Source organism: Macrococcoides goetzii, from assembly GCF_002742385.2.
GTDB lineage: Bacteria > Bacillota > Bacilli > Staphylococcales > Staphylococcaceae > Macrococcoides > Macrococcoides goetzii.
Genome location: NZ_MJBI02000003.1, coordinates 42,529 through 61,974, shown reverse-complemented (window position 1 = coordinate 61,974; position 19,446 = coordinate 42,529). Strand labels below are relative to the sequence as shown.

Here is a 19,446-nt window from a genome sequence, read left to right as displayed (position 1 = left end):
AGGTGAAGTCATGCCAAAAGGTGATGGAAAGACATTAGCACAAAATAGAAAAGCAAGTCATGATTATACGATTGAAGAAACATTTGAAGCGGGAATTGTGTTACAAGGGACAGAAATTAAATCGATAAGACGCGGCAGTGCGAATTTAAAAGATTCTTACGCAAGAGTGTATAACGGTGAAATGTATGTGTATAACATGCATATCGCACCGTATGAAGAAGGAAATCGATTTAATCATGATCCTCTGAGAACACGTAAACTGCTTATGAAACGCAAACAAATCGATAAATTATTCGGACAGACACGTGAGCAAGGTTATGCGTTAGTACCGCTTAAGTTATATATTAAGAATGGCTACTGTAAGATGCTTGTAGGACTTGCCAAAGGTAAGAAAGACTACGATAAACGACATGCATTGAAAGCAAAAGAAGCGAAACGTGAAATGGATCGTGCGATGAAAGAGAAATACTAACTACCGGAGAAATTCGGTAGTTTTTTGTGTAAACTTATATTTCTTTTTATTAGTTTGGTGGACATTTTATAAATAACTTGTATGAAATGAATAATAGTGTAAAATGAATACTAAAAGGAGATGTTAAATATGAAAATTACTAAATTAGCAGTATCAGCAATTATTGCAACATCATTAACGTTACCAGCATTATCAACTCAAGTTGATGCGAGTGCAACGACAGTGTCTGTTCAAAAAATGTCAGAAAAAGCTTTTAATAATAAAGTTCAAACTGTCAAAAAAGAATATACTAAGATTCCAGTAAATATTAGAGCTGGTTACTATATTAATCCACAAAAACAAACAATTACTGTAGTTATTAAAAATTTAACGAAAAATGTAAAGTATAAAAATGGGATCATCAAAAAATTCGGTAAAAATAATTTAATCTTTAAAACTGCACTATATTCTGAACAAGGATTAGTAAAAGCTAAAAATCATCTAGAAAAATACATTGATGCAAACAACCTGAAAGTTGTTGGATATGGTACGGACATCATGTCTAATAAAGTATATGTACAGGTTGTTAACAATGAAAAACGTACAATAAAATTACTTACAGAAAAATTTAAATCGGCAGCTTATCAAATAGAGATTATTTCTCCAGAACAAGCGCCAAGAACTGAATAAGCAGAAATAAAAAGAGCTAATACCCCTTAAGGTATAAGCTCTTCTTTATGTATGGAGACGGCGGGAGTCGAACCCGCGTCCAAAGATCCTGCAATTGATACTTCTACGTGTGTAGTCCTGTTATTGAATTTCACGATACATCTGAAAACGGACATCCGAATGTATCGCTAGCCCGATTAATCTCTTACGAACAGACTCCAGGCGGAAGTGTTCGTCGTATCCTACTAAAGTTGAACCTCTACATCAGGCACATAGGCGATGCTTGAGAGAGGTGCAGAGTGCGATTAGGCAGCTACTGCGAAATTGTTTGTTTTGCCAGTTATTATAACTGTTGTGTTGATAACGAAGACAACCCTCCGACACGCTATACCAACCCAAGTGACCCCTGTCGAATCCGTAACGCCCCCGAGATAGTATGAATAAAATAACTAGCATATTTAAATATAACAAATTGAAACATATATTTCAACAATAAAGCATAATACCTTATAGGGTACTATGCTTTATTTTGGATATGAATGGTTTTGTCATTTTCATCAATAGATACGATAATCTGATTATTATTGTTCATATTTTTAAAAGTGATATTATCTTCACTATCTTTAGTGAATTCGATAACGTCCATTATGCTATGGCTTTTGTATATCGGTTTTGTAATCGCGATATAGTCTTCGTTCTCTACTAAACGAATGGCTATCTTCGTATGGTTATCTATTTTCCATCCTGGTAACGTTTTTAAATCAAATAGTGTTTTCATTATTAACCTCCATATATTATTCACTATGCTTTCCAAATTAAATTCTGGTGAACTTATAATATGGGTATAATTGATACAATTTATTAATCAAGTAAGGTAAAATAGACTTAAGAGATTGTTCAATAATTAACAGCACTTATCTATTTTACCATACTTTCACTTTAATTATTGGATGAATAAGAGGAGGACTTATTTTGACAGAGCAGAGTAGTGCAATTCCAAAGGTAATATTGACGTTATCAGATGTACAGAACACAGATGAAAAAGTGATTAAAGAAGCGGTTGAATATATCGATTATTTCGATGTCGTTGAATATCGAGCTGACTTAGCACAAGGTTCAATTGAATTTTATGAATCTGAGATTGCTTTTATAAAGAATAAGTTTCCATCAAAACAAATTTTATTTACATATCGCACAGAAGATATGAATAACAAGACAAAAATTACGATGGATGCTTATTTTGAACTTATTAAAGAAGTGATAGAGAAAAAATTATGTGATATTATCGATTTAGAATTGATGATGTACGAAGACTATATGGATAAATTATTGGTCTTGGCACGTGCGAATAATATTTTAGTGTTAATCAGTCACCATGAATATGAATTCACGCCACGAATTAAAGATATGCTTGCAATTTATAATCGCATGATTAAACTAGATGCAGATTACTGTAAGCTAGCGGTTAAACCGAATGATGGTAAAGATGTGCTTAATTTAATGTCAGCAGTTTATGAAACAAAACAAAATTGTAATTTAAATATTATCGGTATTGCGATGGGAGAAATCGGAAAGATCACACGCGTGGCTTGTGGGATATTTGGATCATCTATGACCTTTGGCTATGTTGGCAATCCTGTTGCACCAGGTCAAATTCATATTAAAGATTTACATGATCAGATTGTGCTTTATAAGTCATAATTTACAAATAAATGATACTTCTTTATAATTGATAATGGTTATCACTTATGAGGAGGTATTTTTTTGGAATTTAAAGATGCGATAAAAAATAGAAGAAGTATTAAACAGTATATCGATACAACTGTTGAAGATAGCGCTGTAGAACGTGCGATTGAATTAGCGACATATGCACCTAACCACGGTATGCGTGAACCTTGGCGCATTGTGTGGGTGAAAAAAGAAAGATTAGAAAACTATGCTCAGACGTTTGCTGACGTTGCATTTAAGAATAATGCAGAGAAAAAAATTCAGCATGTAGACAAAACAAAAATACTTGCTGGTATATTGTTAGTCGTTGGTCCACGTGATCGACGTCAAAAAGAAAATTTAGAAGATGTTCTTGCGATTGGCGGTTTTATGCAGACGCTTTCATTAGCTTTATATGAAGAAAAGATAGGGAGCTGTATTAAAACACAACCACCTTTACTACACCCAGAGTTATCAAAACATCTAGGTTGCGAGGCTGATGAAATGATTTATGGAGCGATTTATTTAACAGCTCAAACGGAAGCAGAATATAAGGCACGAAAGAATAATAACTTAATTTCAACATATTAAAAAACCATCCATTTCATCAATGGATGGTTTATAAATTTAAAATTTTATTTTAAGTTCTCGGCTAAAAATGCTTTAACTGATTCAGGTGTTTTTGCGTTAGCAGAATGAAGATGTGCTAATTTTTCACCTTTTTCAAAGATAAGGATACTTGGGATACCCATCACTTCATTCTCATCAGCAGCCTCAGGTACTTGGTCACGGTTGATTTTATACCATGTATAGTCATTGTATTCATCTACAATAGGATCAATCCAGAAATCCATACGTGTACAATCGGGACACCAATCTGCAAAGAATTTTACGATTACTTTCTCATCTTGATTTATAATTTCTTTAAATTCTTCATATTGACTTATTGTTCTCATAATTATTCCCTCACAGTGTTTTATATAATTTATTTATATGATAATTATATACCTTTTTAATAAATTATTAAACGATAAGGATTGCAGTTGTAACCTTTAAGAATAATTGTTAATATTAGGTTAAATTAAGAAGGAGGCCAATGATGATAAAATTTTATCAGTTACCAAATTGTAGTACATGCAGAAAGGCAGCAAAATATTTAGAAACAAATGGCGTTAGTTTTGAACCTATCCATATCGTTGAACTTACTCCCACGACTGCTGAATTTAAAGCGATTGTAGAGCAGACAAATGTTGATATTGATGCGCTTTTCAATAAACAGGGTGCTAAATTTAAAGCTTTAAACCTTAAAGAAACATTAAGCGAAAAGTCAGATGATGAAAAGTTTGAATTACTTGCTTCAGATGGTATGTTAGTTAAAAGACCGTTAGCTGTTAATGGCAATAAAATTACTTTAGGCTTTAAAGAAAAAGAATATAGCGATACTTGGTTATAAAAATGATTGAATAAACGCTTACAATGTGTCATTATTATAGTGATAGTACTTTAATTAAACGGAGGGTTTATAATGTCAAACTTAAAATTTTCAAAAGATCATGAATGGGTAAAATCAGAAGATAATGTTAAAACAATCGGTATTACAGATTTCGCACAATCTGAATTAGGGGATATCGTATTCGTTGAATTACCAGAAGTTGGAGATGAAATCGAAGTTGGTGCTCCTTTTGGTAGCGTTGAGTCAGTAAAAACTGTATCTGAATTATATGCTCCTATCTCAGGCAAAGTTATTGAAGTTAACTCTGAATTAGAAGATTCTCCTGAATTAGTAAACGAATCAGCAATGGATCAAGCTTGGATGATTAAAGTTGAAGCTGACGATGCTGGACTTGAAGAATTAATGGATCAAGCACAATATGATGAAATGATTAACGCATAAATGGTATAATTTCCTTGATAATAATTTATCAAGGAATTTTTTTATTATCAAATTGCTAAAACTGAATACAATATGATAAAAAGGTGATGGACATGTCTGTAATTACTAAAGTTATCGTTGTAGAAGGAAAGCGTGACAAACTAAGATTACAAGAAGTATTAACGGAACCTGTACATATTATTTGCACCAATGGCACGATGGGTATCGGAAAACTGGATGATATGATTGAAGATTTGTATCATCATAAAGTTTATATTATGACCGATAGTGATAAAGCTGGACGTAAAATTAGATCTTGGTTTAAACGCCATTTGAGTGAAAGTAATCATATTCATATTGATCCGAAATACGGTGAAGTGGGTAATTGTCCACTAGATTATTTAGCAAGAACGATGATGAAACATCAGTTTGATGTAAAACAACAATTTGTCTGGAAAGGTAAGCCCGCGCAATATGAACTTAAATCAGCTTTTGCAATTTGAAATTTCAGATCAACCATTTATTCTATTTGGATATACCCCGTTTTGTGGTACATGTAAGCTTGCAGAAAAGATGTTAGATATAACTGCTGCATCTCTAAACATACCAGTTACAAAAATTGATTTAAATTACTATGAAAATTTAAGTCAGTATTATGAAATAAAAAGTGTACCTGTGCTATTGTTTATTCGTAATGGGATAGTCGAAAATATTTCTTATCAATTTGAGTCCGTAACAACTTTGTATGAAAATTTAACTTTACTGTTGACGAATACTTCAAATTGACTTAAGATAAAGAACATATTCATAAAACAACTAAATAAACTCTTATCCAGAGTGGTGGAGGGATGTGCCCTATGAAACCCGGCAACCGTCAATAATGACATGGTGCCAATTCACATAAAGTTATATTAACTTTAGAAGATGAGAGAGTCGAAAATAGATAATTATCGTCTTTCTTATGTTCACATAGGAAAGACGTTTTTTGTTAGGAGGCCAAATTTGATTACATTAAACAATGTTGTAAAGACATTTACAACAAAAAAAGGAAATATACAAGCTGTCGATAACGTAAATCTTGAAATTCAAAGCGGTGAGATCTACGGTATTATTGGTTTCAGTGGTGCCGGGAAAAGTACATTAATTCGAATGTTTAACGGATTAGAATTACCGACGAGTGGTGACGTGATTGTAAATGGCAGTACCATCAATAAACTGTCAAAGCAGCAACTGAATAAAGAACGTCAAAAAATATCAATGATATTCCAGCATTTTAACCTACTTTGGAGTAGAACGGTTTATGACAATATTGCATTACCTCTTGAAATAGCCGGCGTTAAAAAGAGCGACATTAGTCCTAAAGTGAAATCTTTGATTAAACTTGTTGGATTAGAAGGCAGAGAAAATGCTTATCCTTCAGAATTGTCAGGAGGGCAAAAACAACGTGTAGGTATTGCCCGTGCATTAAGTAATGATCCTGACGTTTTACTTTGTGATGAAGCAACGAGTGCTTTAGATCCACAGACGACAGATGAAATTCTAGAACTATTAGTTGATATCAATAAAACGTTGAACTTAACGATAATTTTAATCACTCATGAGATGGAAGTTATTCGCAAGATCTGTCACAAAGTAGCTGTAATGGAGTTAGGAAAAGTGGTTGAAGAAGGATCAGTGATAGAAGTATTTAATAATCCAAAAACAAATATCACAAAACGTTTTGTACGTGATGATATCCAGGATAATGAAACTGAGACTTCAATCGAAGAGATTAAACAAGCATATCCACATGGAAGTATCCTGAAATTAAAATTTGTTGGCTCTTCAACTGGCCAGCCTATCGTAAGTAAAGTAATTAAGAAGTACGGCATCGAAATGAACATCTTAGCAGGAAATGTTAAACATACTCAATCAGGATCTTTCGGTAATTTAATTGTTCATGTTAAAGAAGTTAACGGATCACTTCAACCTATCGCTGAAGAATTAAAAAGCCATGGTGTTGAGATGGAGGTAGAAAGACATGGATAATTTTATTAAAACATTGACAGATATGTTAAGCATGAAAAATGTGGTATGGGCAGATGTATGGACTGCAACCGTTGAAACTTTATCAATGACTTTTATTTCTGCAATATTCACATTTATATTTGGGTTAATTATCGGTATTATATTGTTCTTAACTTCTCGCAGTAAGTCAAAAGGAGCACGTGTATTTTATAGTGTTACAGCTTTTATCGTCAATTTATTCCGAGCAATCCCATTTATTATCTTGATTTTATTACTATTTCCATTTACAAATTTAATCATGCAGACCATCAGTGGTGTAAAAGGAGCGCTACCAGCTTTAATTATCGGTGCGGCACCTTTCTACGCGCGACTTGTTGAAATTGGATTGAAAGAGATAGATAAAGGTGTAATTGAAGCTGTTGAATCAATGGGCGCAAATACATGGACATTAATTAAAAAAGTATTAATTCCTGAAAGTTTACCAGCAATTGTATCAGGTATTACAGTCACAACGATTGCACTCGTTGGTTCTACAGCAATCGCTGGCGTTATTGGTGCCGGTGGTTTAGGTAACTTAGCTTACTTAGTTGGATTCACAAGAGGACAAAATGACGTAATTTTTGTTTCTACAGTAATTATTTTAATTATTGTATTCCTCATTCAATTCGTCGGTGACATTATTACGAAGAAAGTTGATAAACGTTAATTATCCATATTGGATTTTTATAAAAATAATACAAAAAAGAGGAGCGTTAAAAATGAAAAAATTATTTTACGTATTTCTTACTGCATCATTAATATTAATTCTTGCAGCTTGTGGTAATGATAAATCTGACGACAACAAAACTTCAAAGTCAGATGACAAAACAATCACAGTAGGGGCTTCACCCGCACCACACGCAGAAATTTTAGAAGAAGCAAAAGCAGCACTTAAAAAAGAAGGTTATGATTTAAAAATTAAAATCATCAATGACTATACAACACCAAACCGCATGTTATCAGAAGGTGACATCGATGCGAACTACTTCCAGCATACACCGTATTTAGAAACTGAGAAAAAAGCTAAAGGATACAAAATTGAATCAGCAGGAAATGTTCATATTGAACCTATGGCTGTATATTCAAAAAAATATAAATCATTAGAAGAATTACCGAAAAACGCAACAGTATATGTTTCTAATAACCCAGCTGAAGAAGGACGTTTCTTATCATTCTTTACAAAAGCAGGTTTAATCGAGCTTAAAGACGGAGTAGATCCTGTAAAAGCAACATTTAAAGACATCGTTGAAAACAAAAAGAATATTCAATTCAACAATAAACAAGCTGGTGAATTTGTACCAAAAACGTATAACAATGGTGAAGGAGATGCGACAATTATCAACTCGAACTTCGCATTAGAAAATAAATTAAATCCAGTTAAAGATTCAATTGCAATTGAAGATAAAGATTCTCCATACGCAAACTTAATTGCAGTGCAAGAGGGACATAAAGATGATGCTAAAATCAAAGCATTAGTTAAAGTATTACAATCAAAAGAAATTCAGGATTTCATCAATAAAAAGTATGATGGTGCTGTAATTCCAGCAAAATAGTAAAAAAGAGATTAAGACATTTGAGATTGGGACATTTGTCTTAATCTCTTTTTTTATTAAGTGAAGATGATATAGAATGAAGAGTTTGTTTGGAAGAGATTTTTAAACTATATTGAAGATTAAGATTGTATTCATGTTTCTTTATTTTCAATAAAATGTCTTATTTTCTCACTGAATTTAAAATATTTAGTCCGATTAATTTAACTAACACCTTATTTAGGTTATAATAAGTACTGTGATTTAAGTCATAGGTCTTTGACCTCAGATTAAAATTATTATAAACTAGATAAGATGAAATTATTATATATATCGGAGGGAATTCAATATGGTATCAGTTTTAGAAATTAAAGATTTGCACGTTTCAATTGAAGGGAAAGAAATTTTAAAAGGTGTAAATTTAACGATTAAACAAAATGAAGTTCATGCAATCATGGGACCTAATGGTACTGGTAAATCAACTTTATCAGCAGCGATTATGGGACACCCTAAATATGAAGTTACGCAAGGTGAAGTTTTACTTGATGGCGAAAATGTATTAGAAATGGAAGTTGATGAACGCGCACAAGCTGGTCTTTTCTTAGCGATGCAATATCCATCAGAAATTTCTGGTGTTACGAATGCAGACTTCTTACGTTCAGCAATCAATGCGAAACGTGAAGAAGGTAACGAAATCAACTTAATGCAGTTTATCAAGAAATTAGATAAGAACATGGAGTTCTTAGAAATGGATCTTGATATGGCGCAACGTTATTTAAACGAAGGATTCTCTGGTGGAGAAAAGAAACGTAATGAAATTCTTCAGTTAATGATGTTAGAGCCTAAGTTTGCGATTTTAGATGAAATTGACTCAGGGTTAGATATCGATGCATTAAAAGTTGTATCTAAAGGAATTAACGAAATGCGCGGAGAAAATTTCGGTTGCTTAATTATCACGCATTACCAACGTTTATTAAACTACATTACACCTGACTTCGTACACGTTATGATGCAAGGTAAAGTTGTTAAATCAGGTGGAGAAGAGTTAGCGAAACGTCTTGAAGCTGAAGGTTACGACTGGATCAAACAAGAATTAAACATTCAAGATGAAACGATTAATGCGTAATACCTGATAATTAAATAGGAGGAAAATGTGATGAGTACAATCGATGTAACAAACGATATAATTAAAAATTTCTCAGCATCGCGCAATGAACCAACATGGATGGCAGAATTACGTGCTGACGCTTTTAATAGATTAAATACAATAGCAATGCCAAAACCAGATAAAACGAAACTTGATAAATGGGTCTTTGACGTCCACCATAAAGAAATCAAAAGTGATGTCTATGCTTCAACTGATGCTTTACCTGAAGCAGTTAAAAATTTATTAGATATGGATAATGTTGAAAACTTAATCGTGCAACATAACAATACGCCGGCGCTCGTAAAAGTTGAACAATCATTAATTGATCAAGGTGTTATCGTAAAAGATATTGAAACTGCATTAATTGAAAACAGTGATTTAGTAAAACAATACTATATGACTGAAGCTGTAAAAGTAGATGAACACCGTCTGACTGCATTGCATGCTGCTATGATGAATGGTGGACTATTCGTATACATTCCACGTAATGTAGTCGTTGAAAATCCAATTCAATATGTTGTATTACATGATAATGCAGATGTAAATATCATCAATCATTTAATCATTGTTGCTGAAGAAAGTGCTGAAGTAACATATGTTGAGAATTATTTATCAACAGTAGAAACAAAAGATGCACAGTTAAATTTAGTTTCTGAAGTGATCGCAAAAGATAATGCTAAAATCACTTACGGTGCTGTTGATTTCTTAAACAAAGGATTTACAGGACATGTGATCCGTCGTGGTATGGCAGCAAAAGATGCAACGATTGACTGGGCTTTAGGATTAATGAATGATGGAGATACAATCAATGATAATACGACTTATTTAAATGGTGACAATTCTAAGAGTGACTTGAAAATTGTTGTAGTAGGTCGTGGGGAACAAAAACTTAACTTCACAACTCAAATCATTCAATATGGTAAATCAAGTGAAGGTCATATCTTAAAACACGGTGTTATGAAAGATTCAGCATCTTCAATCTTCAACGGTATCGGCCACATTAAACATGGTGGAACAAAAGCAGATGCCCAACAAGAATCACGTGTATTAATGTTATCAGAGAAAGCACGTGGAGATGCTAACCCAATTCTGTTAATCGATGAAGATGATGTTACAGCAGGACACGCAGCTTCTGTAGGGCGTGTGGATCCAATGCAGTTATTCTACTTAATGAGTCGTGGTATTTCTAAACAGGAAGCAGAACGTTTAGTCATTCATGGATTCTTAGCACCAGTTGTTACAGAATTACCAATTGAAGCGGTAAAACGCCAATTAACAGACGTTATTGAAGAAAAAGTAATGGGGAAATTATAAAATACAGTTTTGAAAGGTCTTGATACAAAATGACCAGCTTAAATGTTGAAGCAATCAGAAAAGATTTTCCGATTCTAACTGAACAAGTTAACGGGAAAGATATCATTTATTTAGATTCATCAGCGACAAGTCAGAAACCATCAAGTGTAATAGAAAAGACAAAATATTATTATGAGCATATGAATGCGAATGTACATCGTGGTGTACATACTTTAGGTACGCGTGCTACTGATGGATATGAAAATGCACGCGAAACAGTACGCAATTTTATCAATGCGAAATATTTTGAAGAGATTATATTCACACGCGGTACGACAACAGCAATTAATACTGTAGCACACAGTTATGGTGATATTGCGGTTAGTGAAGGTGACGAGATTGTCATTACTGAAATGGAACATCATGCAAATTTAGTTCCCTGGCAACAACTTGCGAAACGTAAGAAAGCAGTGCTTAAATATATTCCACTTGAATCAGATGGCACGGTTACGTTGGAAAATGTACGTGCAACAGTTACAAGCAAGACAAAAATTGTTGCAATGGCACATGTTTCTAATGTTCTAGGCACGATCAATGATGTGAAAAGCATCGCTGAAATTGCACATGAAAATGGAGCTGTGATGATAGTTGATGGCGCGCAGGCAATACCTCATATGAATGTTGATGTGACTGATTTAAATTGTGACTTCTATGCATTCAGTGGACACAAGATGCTTGGGCCAACAGGAATCGGAGTTTTATATGGTAAAAGAGAATATTTAAATCAAATGGAACCGATTGAATTTGGTGGAGATATGATTGACTTCGTAGGTTTACAGGACTCTACATGGACAGAATTACCGACTAAATTTGAAGCGGGTACACCGCTTATCGCTGAAGCAGTAGGTTTAGCTGAAGCGATTAATTATTTAAGTAACATTGGCATGGACAATGTACTAGCATACGAACATGAGCTTACGGCATATGCTTATGAAAAGATGAGTGAAATTGAAGGTTTAGAAATTTACGGTCCAACTGCAGATAAACGTGCAGGATTAATCACTTTTAATTTAGAAGGTGTACATCCGCATGATTTAGCAACTGCATTAGATTCACACGGTATTGCGATTCGCGCAGGGCATCATTGTGCACAACCTTTAATGAAATGGTTGGGACAGTCCTCTACAGCACGTGCAAGTTTCTACATTTACAACACAAAAGAAGAAGTAGATCAACTTGTTCAAAGCTTGAAAGAAACAAAGGAGTTTTTCAGTTATGAGTTTTAATAATTTAGATCAACTTTATCGTTCTGTCATAATGGATCATTATAAGAATCCCCGCAATAAAGGTGTTATCGAAGATGGTGCCTTAACAATAGATATGAACAATCCAACATGTGGAGATAGAATTCGTCTTACACTTGATATTGTTGATGATATTGTGCAGGATACAAAGTTTGATGGTGAAGGTTGTTCTATCTCAATGTCTAGCGCATCAATGATGACTGAAGCAATAAAAGGTAAGACAATAGAAGAAGCATTAAAGATGAGTGATGAATTCTCTAAGATGATGCTTGGAGAAGATTATGAAATAGATGAAGAAGCTGGAGATATTGAAGCACTTTCTGGTGTAGCTAAGTTTCCAGCGCGTATTAAATGTGCAACACTTGCCTGGAAAGCATTAGAACGTGGCACAAAGAATGAAAACTAAAAGGAGTGAATGAAATGGTTAAACAAGCACCCGATGTTGGTGATTACAAATATGGTTTCCATGATAAAGACGTTTCTATTTTCCGTTCAGAACGTGGACTAACTGAAGATATCGTAAGAGAAATTTCAAAGATGAAGGAAGAACCACAGTGGATGTTAGACTTCCGCTTAAAATCTTTAAAACAATTCTATAAAATGCCTATGCCGATGTGGGGTGGGGATTTATCAGAATTAAACTTCGATGAAATTACGTACTATGTAAAACCTTCTGAACATACAGAACGTTCTTGGGACGAAGTTCCTGAAGAGATTAAACAAACATTTGATAAATTAGGTATCCCTGAAGCGGAACAAAAATATTTAGCTGGGGTATCAGCACAATATGAATCTGAAGTTGTATACCATAATATGCAGGAAGATTTAGAAGAACAAGGCATTATCTTTAAAGATACAGATTCAGCATTACGTGAAAATGAAGATATCTTTAAAGAGCATTTTGCTTCAGTAATTCCACCGGCAGATAATAAATTTGCTGCATTAAACTCTGCAGTTTGGTCAGGTGGATCGTTCATCTATGTACCAAAAGGTGTAAAATTAGAAACACCGTTACAAGCGTACTTCCGTATTAACTCTGAGAATATGGGACAATTTGAAAGAACATTAATCATCGTTGACGAAGGCGCAAGTGTACACTACGTTGAAGGATGTACAGCTCCAGTTTATACGACGAATTCTTTACACTCAGCTGTAGTAGAAATCATCGTTAAAAAAGATGCATATTGCCGTTATACGACAATTCAAAACTGGGCAAATAATGTATTCAACTTAGTTACAAAACGTACATTCGTTTATGAAAATGGAACAATGGAATGGATTGACGGTAACATCGGTTCTAAATTAACAATGAAATACCCTGCATGTTACTTATTAGGTGAAGGTGCACGTGGTATGACATTATCTATTGCCTTAGCAGGTAAAGGACAAGTTCAGGATGCTGGTGCAAAAATGATGCACATGGCACCAAACACTTCTTCAACTATCGTCTCTAAATCGATCTCTAAACAAGGTGGTAAAGTAGTTTACCGTGGTATCGTTCATTTCGGACGTAAAGCGACTGGTGCTCGTTCAAACATTGAATGTGATACATTAATCATGGACAATGAATCAACTTCGGATACTATTCCATATAACGAAATGTTAAATGATAATATTTCTTTAGAGCATGAAGCGAAAGTTTCTAAAGTATCAGAAGAACAGTTATTCTACTTAATGAGCCGTGGTATATCAGAAGAAGAAGCGACAGAAATGATCGTAATGGGCTTCATCGAGCCATTCACGAAAGAATTACCAATGGAATACGCAGTTGAAATGAACCGTTTAATTAAATTTGAAATGGAAGGTTCTATTGGTTAAAATATAAAAAAATGCCTAAGACGTAATGTCTTAGGCATTTTTTTCTGTGTTGTAATATTTACCAATGAACTGCTGTTTTTCGTTAAATAAAGTCGGATAACTTAGAAAGCCGACCATCACACTTGATAATGTTGCTGCTGTCAATAATAAGAACAGAATAAGTAATTGGAATTGTGCAGCAACTATAGGATCTGCCCCACCGATAATCTGTCCGCTCATCATTCCGGGAAGTTGCACGAGCCCCATTGTCTTTTGGCTTTCGATTGTCGGTATCATCGAATTTTTTATAGATGCCATAAGCACTCTATGAATGGCTTGTTTTGGATTTCCTCCAAGTGAGAGAATTAATTCTATTTGTTCTTCATTTTGATCAAGTTCACTTATGAAACGATTGAGAAATAGTAGTGATAATACCATTGCATTACCAATCATCATACCGCTAATCGGTATAACATAACGCGCTTCAAATGGTATGATATGAAAGCCTAGTAGAATGGCTTGCGTTACTACCTCTACTGTGATTAACGTCAGCACGATCTTCCAGGTGATTCCTTTAATCCCTTTGCCTTTTTTTATAATGTTTTGTGTTGCGGCTGTAATCATCAATAATATCATCAGCAGGATATAGATTGGGTGATTGCCATCAAAAACGAAAGTTAGTAAATAACCGATGAGAATAAGCTGAATAGTACTTCTAATCGTTGCGATGATAATATCTTTTTCAAGCCCAAGTTTCAATGTATAACTTAAGACTAATGGTATCAGTACGAATATAAGTGTTAATGCCAGTTGTGTTAATGTCATTCTATTTCTCCTTTCAGAAAAGCATTCAAGGTTTCATTATTTGATTCAAATAATTGACTTGCTTCACCTGTAGTAACAACTTCACCATCTTTAAGCATGCAGTAGTAATCAGCAGCCCGTTTCGCCTGATCAACGTCATGCGTTATCCAGATCACTGTGACGTTATATCTTTCATTGATTTTATGGATCAATGCTTCTACTTCACGTACACTTCGTGGATCTAAGCTCGATGTAATTTCATCGAGTAATAAGACTTTAGGCTGGTTAACTAATGTTCGTGCGATAGATAGACGTTGACGTTGCCCTCCTGAAAGGCTTCTTACATTTGTGTTTAGGTCAATCGAATCCAAGTTGAGCTGATCAAGAAGTTTAGTAGCTGCTTCAACCGGTAGTGTCTGATTAAATATCGTCTTAGGTAGATTGATATTATCGTATACTGTACCTTGAATCATCGGTGCACTTTGAAGTGCTAATCCAATTTGTTTTTTCAGCTCAACTAAATCAAGTGATTGAATAGATTGATCATCAATTAATATATCACCAGAAGTTGGACTGATTAATCCGTTGATCATTTTTAAAATCGTTGTTTTGCCGGCACCACTGGGACCGATTAAAGCGGTGATCTTGCCGGAATGAAAATTTGTCGATACATTTTTAATAATATGTTTATCATTAACAGAAAAATTTACATCATTAAGGGTAATGGTAGTCATAAGTTCTCCAATCTATATTTTGATAAGTTTATGATAAAATAACAGTTAGGTGATGAAATGATTTATATAGGACTGACAGGTTGGGGAGATCATGATTTATTATATGCAGATCTCACAAATAAAAATGAAAAGCTTTATCATTATGGTGCGCATTTTCCGATTGTTGAACTTGATGCTACGTATTATTCTGTTCAACCGGAACGCAATATTCAAAAATGGATAAAAGAAACACCGGATAATTTTAAATTTATCGTTAAAATTCATCAAGCACTCACAGGACATGCTGCAGTAGAAGATTTTGCTGCATCGAGAATGGAGCTCATTGAACAATTTAAAACAATGCTTCAACCTATATATGACGCTGGAAAGCTTGGATGTTTACTCATTCAGTTTCCACCTTGGTATGATTGTACTACAGTAAATATCAATTATATTATTTACTTGAAAAACCATTTTAAACAATTTCCTATTTGTATTGAATTTAGAAATGATAGCTGGTTTACATCTGACATGAAAGAACATACACTTAATTTTCTATATGAACAACAGTTAATTCATTCTGTATGTGATGAACCACAAGCGGGTCATGGCAGTATACCATTCGTAAATCGTATCACACATGAGGATGCACTTGTTCGCTTTCACGGGAGAAATATTGCCGGATGGACGAAAAAAGATTTGTCTGATCAGGAATGGCGAGATGTACGCTATCTTTATGATTATAACGAAACTGAATTAAAATTTTTAGCGAAAGAGCTTCAAATTCTCAATCAGAAAGCGAGAAATGTTTACGTTGTATTTAATAATAATTCAGGTGGTCATGCAGCTGGTAATGCGAAACGAATGTGTGAAATATTAAATATCGAATATACAGGTTTAAACTTTAAACAACTAAAACTATTTTAGGAAGTGTTGAAATGAGTATGACTGCAATTTTTGTTTTAATATTTTTAGGTTTATTTTCAAGTATTATTGGCTCAATCGTTGGTATCGGTGGTGGTATCATTATTGTGCCGGCATTAATATATTTAGGTATGGAAATAGGATTGATTGATGGTATTACACCACAGAAAGCGATTGGAACATCTACTGTGATTTTAATTTCAACGGGTTTATCTGCATCTCTTGGTTATATTAAAAATAAACAGGCAGATCTTAAAAATGCTGTTATCTTTATGGTGGGTATTATTCCCGGAGCATTAGTAGGTGCTCATTTAAGTCAGTATTTAACGATTCACCGCTTTAATCTTTATTTCGGTATCTTCTTAATTATTATGAGTATTGTTTTAATGGTAAGAGATAAAATAAAACCGATTAAATTCTTCCAGAATAAAAAGTATGAAAAATCATATACCGATATAAAAGGTGATACTTACCATTATAGTATTGCACCGATACCAGCTGTTTTATTAACCTTTCTGGTAGGATGTTTAACAGGCCTTTTTGGAATCGGAGGAGGGGCTTTGATGACACCTCTGATGATCATTATCTTTAGATTTCCGCCTCATATTGCAGTAGGCACGAGTATGATTATGATATTTGTATCAAGTGTCAGTGGCGCAACAAGTCATATCATACAAGGAAATATTATATGGTCATATGCAATTATACTAATTATTGCTAGTTTTATTGGTGCAAAGATCGGTGTGCAGATCAATAAGCGCATGAAATCAACTACAGTTGTACTGATGTTACGTATTATATTAATGCTATTAGGAATATATTTAATTATTAAAAGCTTCACTGGATGATAAGGAGGCAATTGAATGGATATAAAAATATTTCATACGAATGATATGCATAGTTATTTATCAAACTATAAGAAAATCACACGATATATTCTGGACATAAAGTCAGAATCACAAAACATGCTTTATTTAGATTTAGGTGATCATGTTGATAGAAGTCATCCATTTACAGAAGCAACGCTTGGTCAGGCAAATGTTCAGTTGTTAAACGAAGCGCAGGTGGATGTCGTAACGCTTGGTAATAATGAAGGAATAACTTTAAATTTTGAGGATTTCAATCGACTTTATCAGAATGCAAATTTTAAAGTGACTTGCTGTAATTTATTTGATGAAGCTGGACATTTACCTAATAATATTGATAAATCTGTTATTTATGAAAAGAATGGTATTAAATTTGGTATCGTTGGTGCTACGGCGGAATTCACGCCATTTTATAAAGCTTTAGGTTGGATTGTCACAGATCCGATGACGGCTATTACTGAAGAAATACGAAAATTACGACCGAATGTTGATGTCGTTATTGTTTTAAGCCATTTAGGTAAATTCTTTGATAGAACACTTGCTGAAAGTCATCCGGAAATCGATTTGATTCTCGGTGCGCATACACATCATTATTTTGAACATGGTGAGCAAGTTAACGGAGTTCTAATCGGAGCTGCAGGAAGATACGGTGAGTATCTAGGGGAAGTTACATTGACTTTTGATGACAACAAGCTAGTGGATAAAAAAGCAAGATTAATTAATACAGATGATATTCGTAATACTGAAGATGATTATTATGCACAAGGTAAAACGTTATTATCAGAGCCAATTACAGAAAGACAAATTGATTTACCAAGAAGATTATACAGTGCATCATATACAACATACATATTAGCGGATAAACTAATGCAATTTACTGGTGGAGAATGTGCGTTAATCAATTCCGGACTTATCGTTAATGGATATATCGGCAATCAATTTACAAAATATGAACTGCATAAAATGTTGCCACATCCGATTAATCCTGTAAAAATTACTTTGACCGGACGTGAGTTAAAAGAAGTGATAAATGTTAGTCAACAACATGAATATAAAGATGAGATCGTTAAAGGGTTTGGTTTTAGAGGCGATTTATTTGGTATGTATGTATTACATAATATCGGATATATACAATCACAGCAAAGATATTTTATTGGTACAGAAGAAATTGATAATCATCAGAATTACAAATTAGCAACATTAGATATGTATACTTTTGGCCGATTTTTCCCACAGTTTGTTCAAAATGAAAAAGAATATTTCATGCCTGAATTTTTGCGTGATTTAATGCAAACAGCAATTGAAAATAATGAGTACAATTTTTGAACAATAAAATCTTAGAATTTCAAAATAATAACTTTATGTTATAATTGTAGAATAATTAATTGGAGGGATTGAATTGGCGACTAAGAACGAAGAAATCTTAAGAAAACCCGAATGGCTTAAAATTAAGTTAAATACAAATAAGAATTACACTGGCCTGAAGAAAATGATGCGTGAGCATAATTTAAATACAGTTTGTGAAGAAGCAAAATGTCCTAATATTCATGAATGCTGGGGTGAACGTCGTACAGCTACGATTATGATTTTAGGGGCAGTTTGTACGCGTGCATGTCGTTTCTGTGCCGTTAAGACAGGTTTACCGAATGAACTTGATTTAAACGAACCAGAACGAGTTGCAGAATCTGTTCGTCTGATGAATCTTAAACACGTTGTAATTACTGCAGTTGCACGTGATGACTTAAAAGATGGCGGTTCTGAAGTTTATGCTGAAACGATTCGTAAAGTACGTGAAGTAAATCCTTATACAACAATAGAAGTCTTACCATCAGATATGGGTGGAAGTTTTGATAACTGGGAACGTTTGATGAATGCACGTCCTGATATTTTGAATCATAATATTGAAACAGTGCGTCGTTTAACGCCAAGAGTTCGTGCGCGTGCGAAATATGATCGTTCATTAGAAGTATTACGTCGTTCAAAAGAATTGCAACCAGATATTCCTACAAAATCAAGCTTAATGGTTGGCTTAGGTGAAACTTGGGAAGAAATTTTAGAAGTTATGGATGATCTACGTGCAAATGATGTTGATATTATGACAATTGGTCAATATTTACAACCTTCACGTAAGCATCTAAAAGTTCAAAAATATTATTCACCATTAGAGTTCGGTAAATTGCGTAAAATAGCAATGGAAAAAGGATTTAAACATTGTCAAGCTGGACCGATGGTACGTAGTTCTTACCATGCCGATGAACAGGTTAATGCAGCAGCAAAAGAAAAACACAGACTAGGTGAAGCTGCAAGCGAGTAGGTGACATAT

The 19,446-nt window shown here is 33.9% G+C and carries 24 protein-coding genes, 1 other RNA gene and 1 riboswitch; of the genes, 20 read left to right on the top strand and 5 right to left on the bottom strand.

Annotated elements, in window-relative coordinates; all coding sequences use genetic code 11:
* The first annotated feature begins 10 nt into the window (after positions 1 to 10).
* Positions 11 to 472, top strand: a complete 462-nt coding sequence (smpB, locus tag BFS35_RS08265) for an SsrA-binding protein SmpB (RefSeq protein ID WP_099580384.1) — start codon at positions 11 to 13, stop codon at positions 470 to 472.
* Positions 473 to 601: 129 nt separating this feature from the next.
* Positions 602 to 1,141: a hypothetical protein gene (locus BFS35_RS08260; RefSeq protein WP_099580386.1), complete on the top strand. Its 540-nt coding sequence runs from the start codon at positions 602 to 604 to the stop codon at positions 1,139 to 1,141.
* Positions 1,142 to 1,190: 49 nt separating this feature from the next.
* Here the strand turns inward: BFS35_RS08260 and ssrA are convergent.
* Positions 1,191 to 1,548: a transfer-messenger RNA gene (gene ssrA / locus BFS35_RS08255) on the bottom strand.
* 89 nt (positions 1,549 to 1,637) lie between these two features.
* On the bottom strand, positions 1,638 to 1,898 hold the full coding sequence (locus BFS35_RS08250; RefSeq protein WP_099580387.1) for a hypothetical protein: 261 nt from the start codon (positions 1,896 to 1,898) through the stop codon (positions 1,638 to 1,640).
* A gap of 194 nt (positions 1,899 to 2,092) precedes the next feature.
* On the opposite strand from BFS35_RS08250, the gene aroD reads away from it, so the two are divergent.
* Together aroD and BFS35_RS08240 are read left to right on the top strand one after the other, a co-directional pair.
* On the top strand, positions 2,093 to 2,821 hold the full coding sequence (gene aroD / locus BFS35_RS08245; RefSeq protein WP_158554284.1) for a type I 3-dehydroquinate dehydratase: 729 nt from the start codon (positions 2,093 to 2,095) through the stop codon (positions 2,819 to 2,821).
* Positions 2,822 to 2,884: 63 nt separating this feature from the next.
* Positions 2,885 to 3,418 (top strand): nitroreductase family protein, encoded by a 534-nt coding sequence (locus BFS35_RS08240; RefSeq protein ID WP_158554283.1) that lies wholly within the window; start codon positions 2,885 to 2,887, stop codon positions 3,416 to 3,418.
* Between the two features lie 44 nt (positions 3,419 to 3,462).
* Here BFS35_RS08240 and BFS35_RS08235 read toward each other — a convergent pair whose 3' ends face one another.
* Positions 3,463 to 3,783, bottom strand: a complete 321-nt coding sequence (locus BFS35_RS08235) for a thioredoxin family protein (RefSeq protein WP_096077065.1) — start codon at positions 3,781 to 3,783, stop codon at positions 3,463 to 3,465.
* Positions 3,784 to 3,926: 143 nt separating this feature from the next.
* On the opposite strand from BFS35_RS08235, the gene BFS35_RS08230 reads away from it, so the two are divergent.
* The 12 genes from BFS35_RS08230 to sufB all read left to right on the top strand — a co-directional run bounded on the left by BFS35_RS08230 (position 3,927) and on the right by sufB (position 13,837).
* On the top strand, positions 3,927 to 4,280 hold the full coding sequence (locus tag BFS35_RS08230; protein WP_099580393.1) for a Spx/MgsR family RNA polymerase-binding regulatory protein: 354 nt from the start codon (positions 3,927 to 3,929) through the stop codon (positions 4,278 to 4,280).
* Between the two features lie 72 nt (positions 4,281 to 4,352).
* Complete coding sequence (gene gcvH / locus BFS35_RS08225) at positions 4,353 to 4,721, top strand: glycine cleavage system protein GcvH (protein WP_099580395.1); 369 nt, start codon at positions 4,353 to 4,355, stop codon at positions 4,719 to 4,721.
* A gap of 92 nt (positions 4,722 to 4,813) precedes the next feature.
* Positions 4,814 to 5,203: a toprim domain-containing protein gene (locus BFS35_RS08220; protein WP_099580397.1), complete on the top strand. Its 390-nt coding sequence runs from the start codon at positions 4,814 to 4,816 to the stop codon at positions 5,201 to 5,203.
* Positions 5,175 to 5,486, top strand: coding sequence for a thioredoxin family protein (locus BFS35_RS08215; RefSeq protein ID WP_099580399.1), 312 nt, complete (start codon positions 5,175 to 5,177; stop codon positions 5,484 to 5,486). Before BFS35_RS08220 ends, BFS35_RS08215 begins: the two co-directional genes overlap by 29 nt.
* Positions 5,487 to 5,525: 39 nt before the next feature.
* Positions 5,526 to 5,631, top strand: a riboswitch (SAM riboswitch).
* Between the two features lie 71 nt (positions 5,632 to 5,702).
* Positions 5,703 to 6,728, top strand: a complete 1,026-nt coding sequence (locus BFS35_RS08210) for a methionine ABC transporter ATP-binding protein (protein ID WP_099580401.1) — start codon at positions 5,703 to 5,705, stop codon at positions 6,726 to 6,728.
* Positions 6,721 to 7,413: a methionine ABC transporter permease gene (locus BFS35_RS08205; RefSeq protein WP_099580403.1), complete on the top strand. Its 693-nt coding sequence runs from the start codon at positions 6,721 to 6,723 to the stop codon at positions 7,411 to 7,413. The genes BFS35_RS08210 and BFS35_RS08205 overlap by 8 nt, the downstream gene beginning before the upstream one ends.
* A 52-nt stretch (positions 7,414 to 7,465) precedes the next feature.
* Complete coding sequence (locus BFS35_RS08200; RefSeq protein ID WP_099580405.1) at positions 7,466 to 8,299, top strand: MetQ/NlpA family ABC transporter substrate-binding protein; 834 nt, start codon at positions 7,466 to 7,468, stop codon at positions 8,297 to 8,299.
* A 325-nt stretch (positions 8,300 to 8,624) separates the two neighbouring features.
* Entirely contained in the window at positions 8,625 to 9,401 is a 777-nt protein-coding gene (gene sufC, locus BFS35_RS08195) for a Fe-S cluster assembly ATPase SufC (RefSeq protein WP_096077056.1), read from the top strand.
* 30 nt (positions 9,402 to 9,431) lie between these two features.
* On the top strand, positions 9,432 to 10,736 hold the full coding sequence (gene sufD, locus BFS35_RS08190; RefSeq protein WP_099580407.1) for a Fe-S cluster assembly protein SufD: 1,305 nt from the start codon (positions 9,432 to 9,434) through the stop codon (positions 10,734 to 10,736).
* Positions 10,737 to 10,765: 29 nt separating this feature from the next.
* Positions 10,766 to 12,001, top strand: a complete 1,236-nt coding sequence (locus BFS35_RS08185; RefSeq protein WP_099580409.1) for a cysteine desulfurase — start codon at positions 10,766 to 10,768, stop codon at positions 11,999 to 12,001.
* The gene (gene sufU / locus BFS35_RS08180) at positions 11,991 to 12,425 is read left to right on the top strand and encodes a Fe-S cluster assembly sulfur transfer protein SufU (protein ID WP_099580411.1); all 435 of its coding nucleotides are present in this window, start codon (positions 11,991 to 11,993) and stop codon (positions 12,423 to 12,425) included. Before BFS35_RS08185 ends, sufU begins: the two co-directional genes overlap by 11 nt.
* A 14-nt stretch (positions 12,426 to 12,439) precedes the next feature.
* Entirely contained in the window at positions 12,440 to 13,837 is a 1,398-nt protein-coding gene (gene sufB, locus BFS35_RS08175) for a Fe-S cluster assembly protein SufB (RefSeq protein WP_111714332.1), read from the top strand.
* Positions 13,838 to 13,867: 30 nt separating this feature from the next.
* On the opposite strand, the gene BFS35_RS08170 is transcribed toward sufB, so the two are convergent.
* Together BFS35_RS08170 and BFS35_RS08165 are read right to left on the bottom strand one after the other, a co-directional pair.
* Entirely contained in the window at positions 13,868 to 14,641 is a 774-nt protein-coding gene (locus tag BFS35_RS08170; RefSeq protein ID WP_099580413.1) for an ABC transporter permease, read from the bottom strand.
* On the bottom strand, positions 14,638 to 15,354 hold the full coding sequence (locus BFS35_RS08165) for an ABC transporter ATP-binding protein (RefSeq protein ID WP_099580415.1): 717 nt from the start codon (positions 15,352 to 15,354) through the stop codon (positions 14,638 to 14,640). The genes BFS35_RS08170 and BFS35_RS08165 overlap by 4 nt, the downstream gene beginning before the upstream one ends.
* 57 nt (positions 15,355 to 15,411) lie before the next feature.
* Between BFS35_RS08165 and BFS35_RS08160 the strand changes: the two genes are divergently transcribed.
* The 4 genes from BFS35_RS08160 to lipA all read left to right on the top strand — a co-directional run bounded on the left by BFS35_RS08160 (position 15,412) and on the right by lipA (position 19,437).
* On the top strand, positions 15,412 to 16,260 hold the full coding sequence (locus BFS35_RS08160; RefSeq protein WP_099580417.1) for a DUF72 domain-containing protein: 849 nt from the start codon (positions 15,412 to 15,414) through the stop codon (positions 16,258 to 16,260).
* A gap of 11 nt (positions 16,261 to 16,271) precedes the next feature.
* Positions 16,272 to 17,105, top strand: a complete 834-nt coding sequence (locus BFS35_RS08155) for a sulfite exporter TauE/SafE family protein (protein ID WP_099580419.1) — start codon at positions 16,272 to 16,274, stop codon at positions 17,103 to 17,105.
* A 15-nt stretch (positions 17,106 to 17,120) separates the two neighbouring features.
* Complete coding sequence (locus BFS35_RS08150) at positions 17,121 to 18,449, top strand: bifunctional metallophosphatase/5'-nucleotidase (RefSeq protein WP_099580421.1); 1,329 nt, start codon at positions 17,121 to 17,123, stop codon at positions 18,447 to 18,449.
* Positions 18,450 to 18,522: 73 nt separating this feature from the next.
* Positions 18,523 to 19,437, top strand: coding sequence for a lipoyl synthase (gene lipA / locus BFS35_RS08145; RefSeq protein ID WP_099580423.1), 915 nt, complete (start codon positions 18,523 to 18,525; stop codon positions 19,435 to 19,437).
* The last annotated feature ends 9 nt before the right edge of the window (positions 19,438 to 19,446 follow it).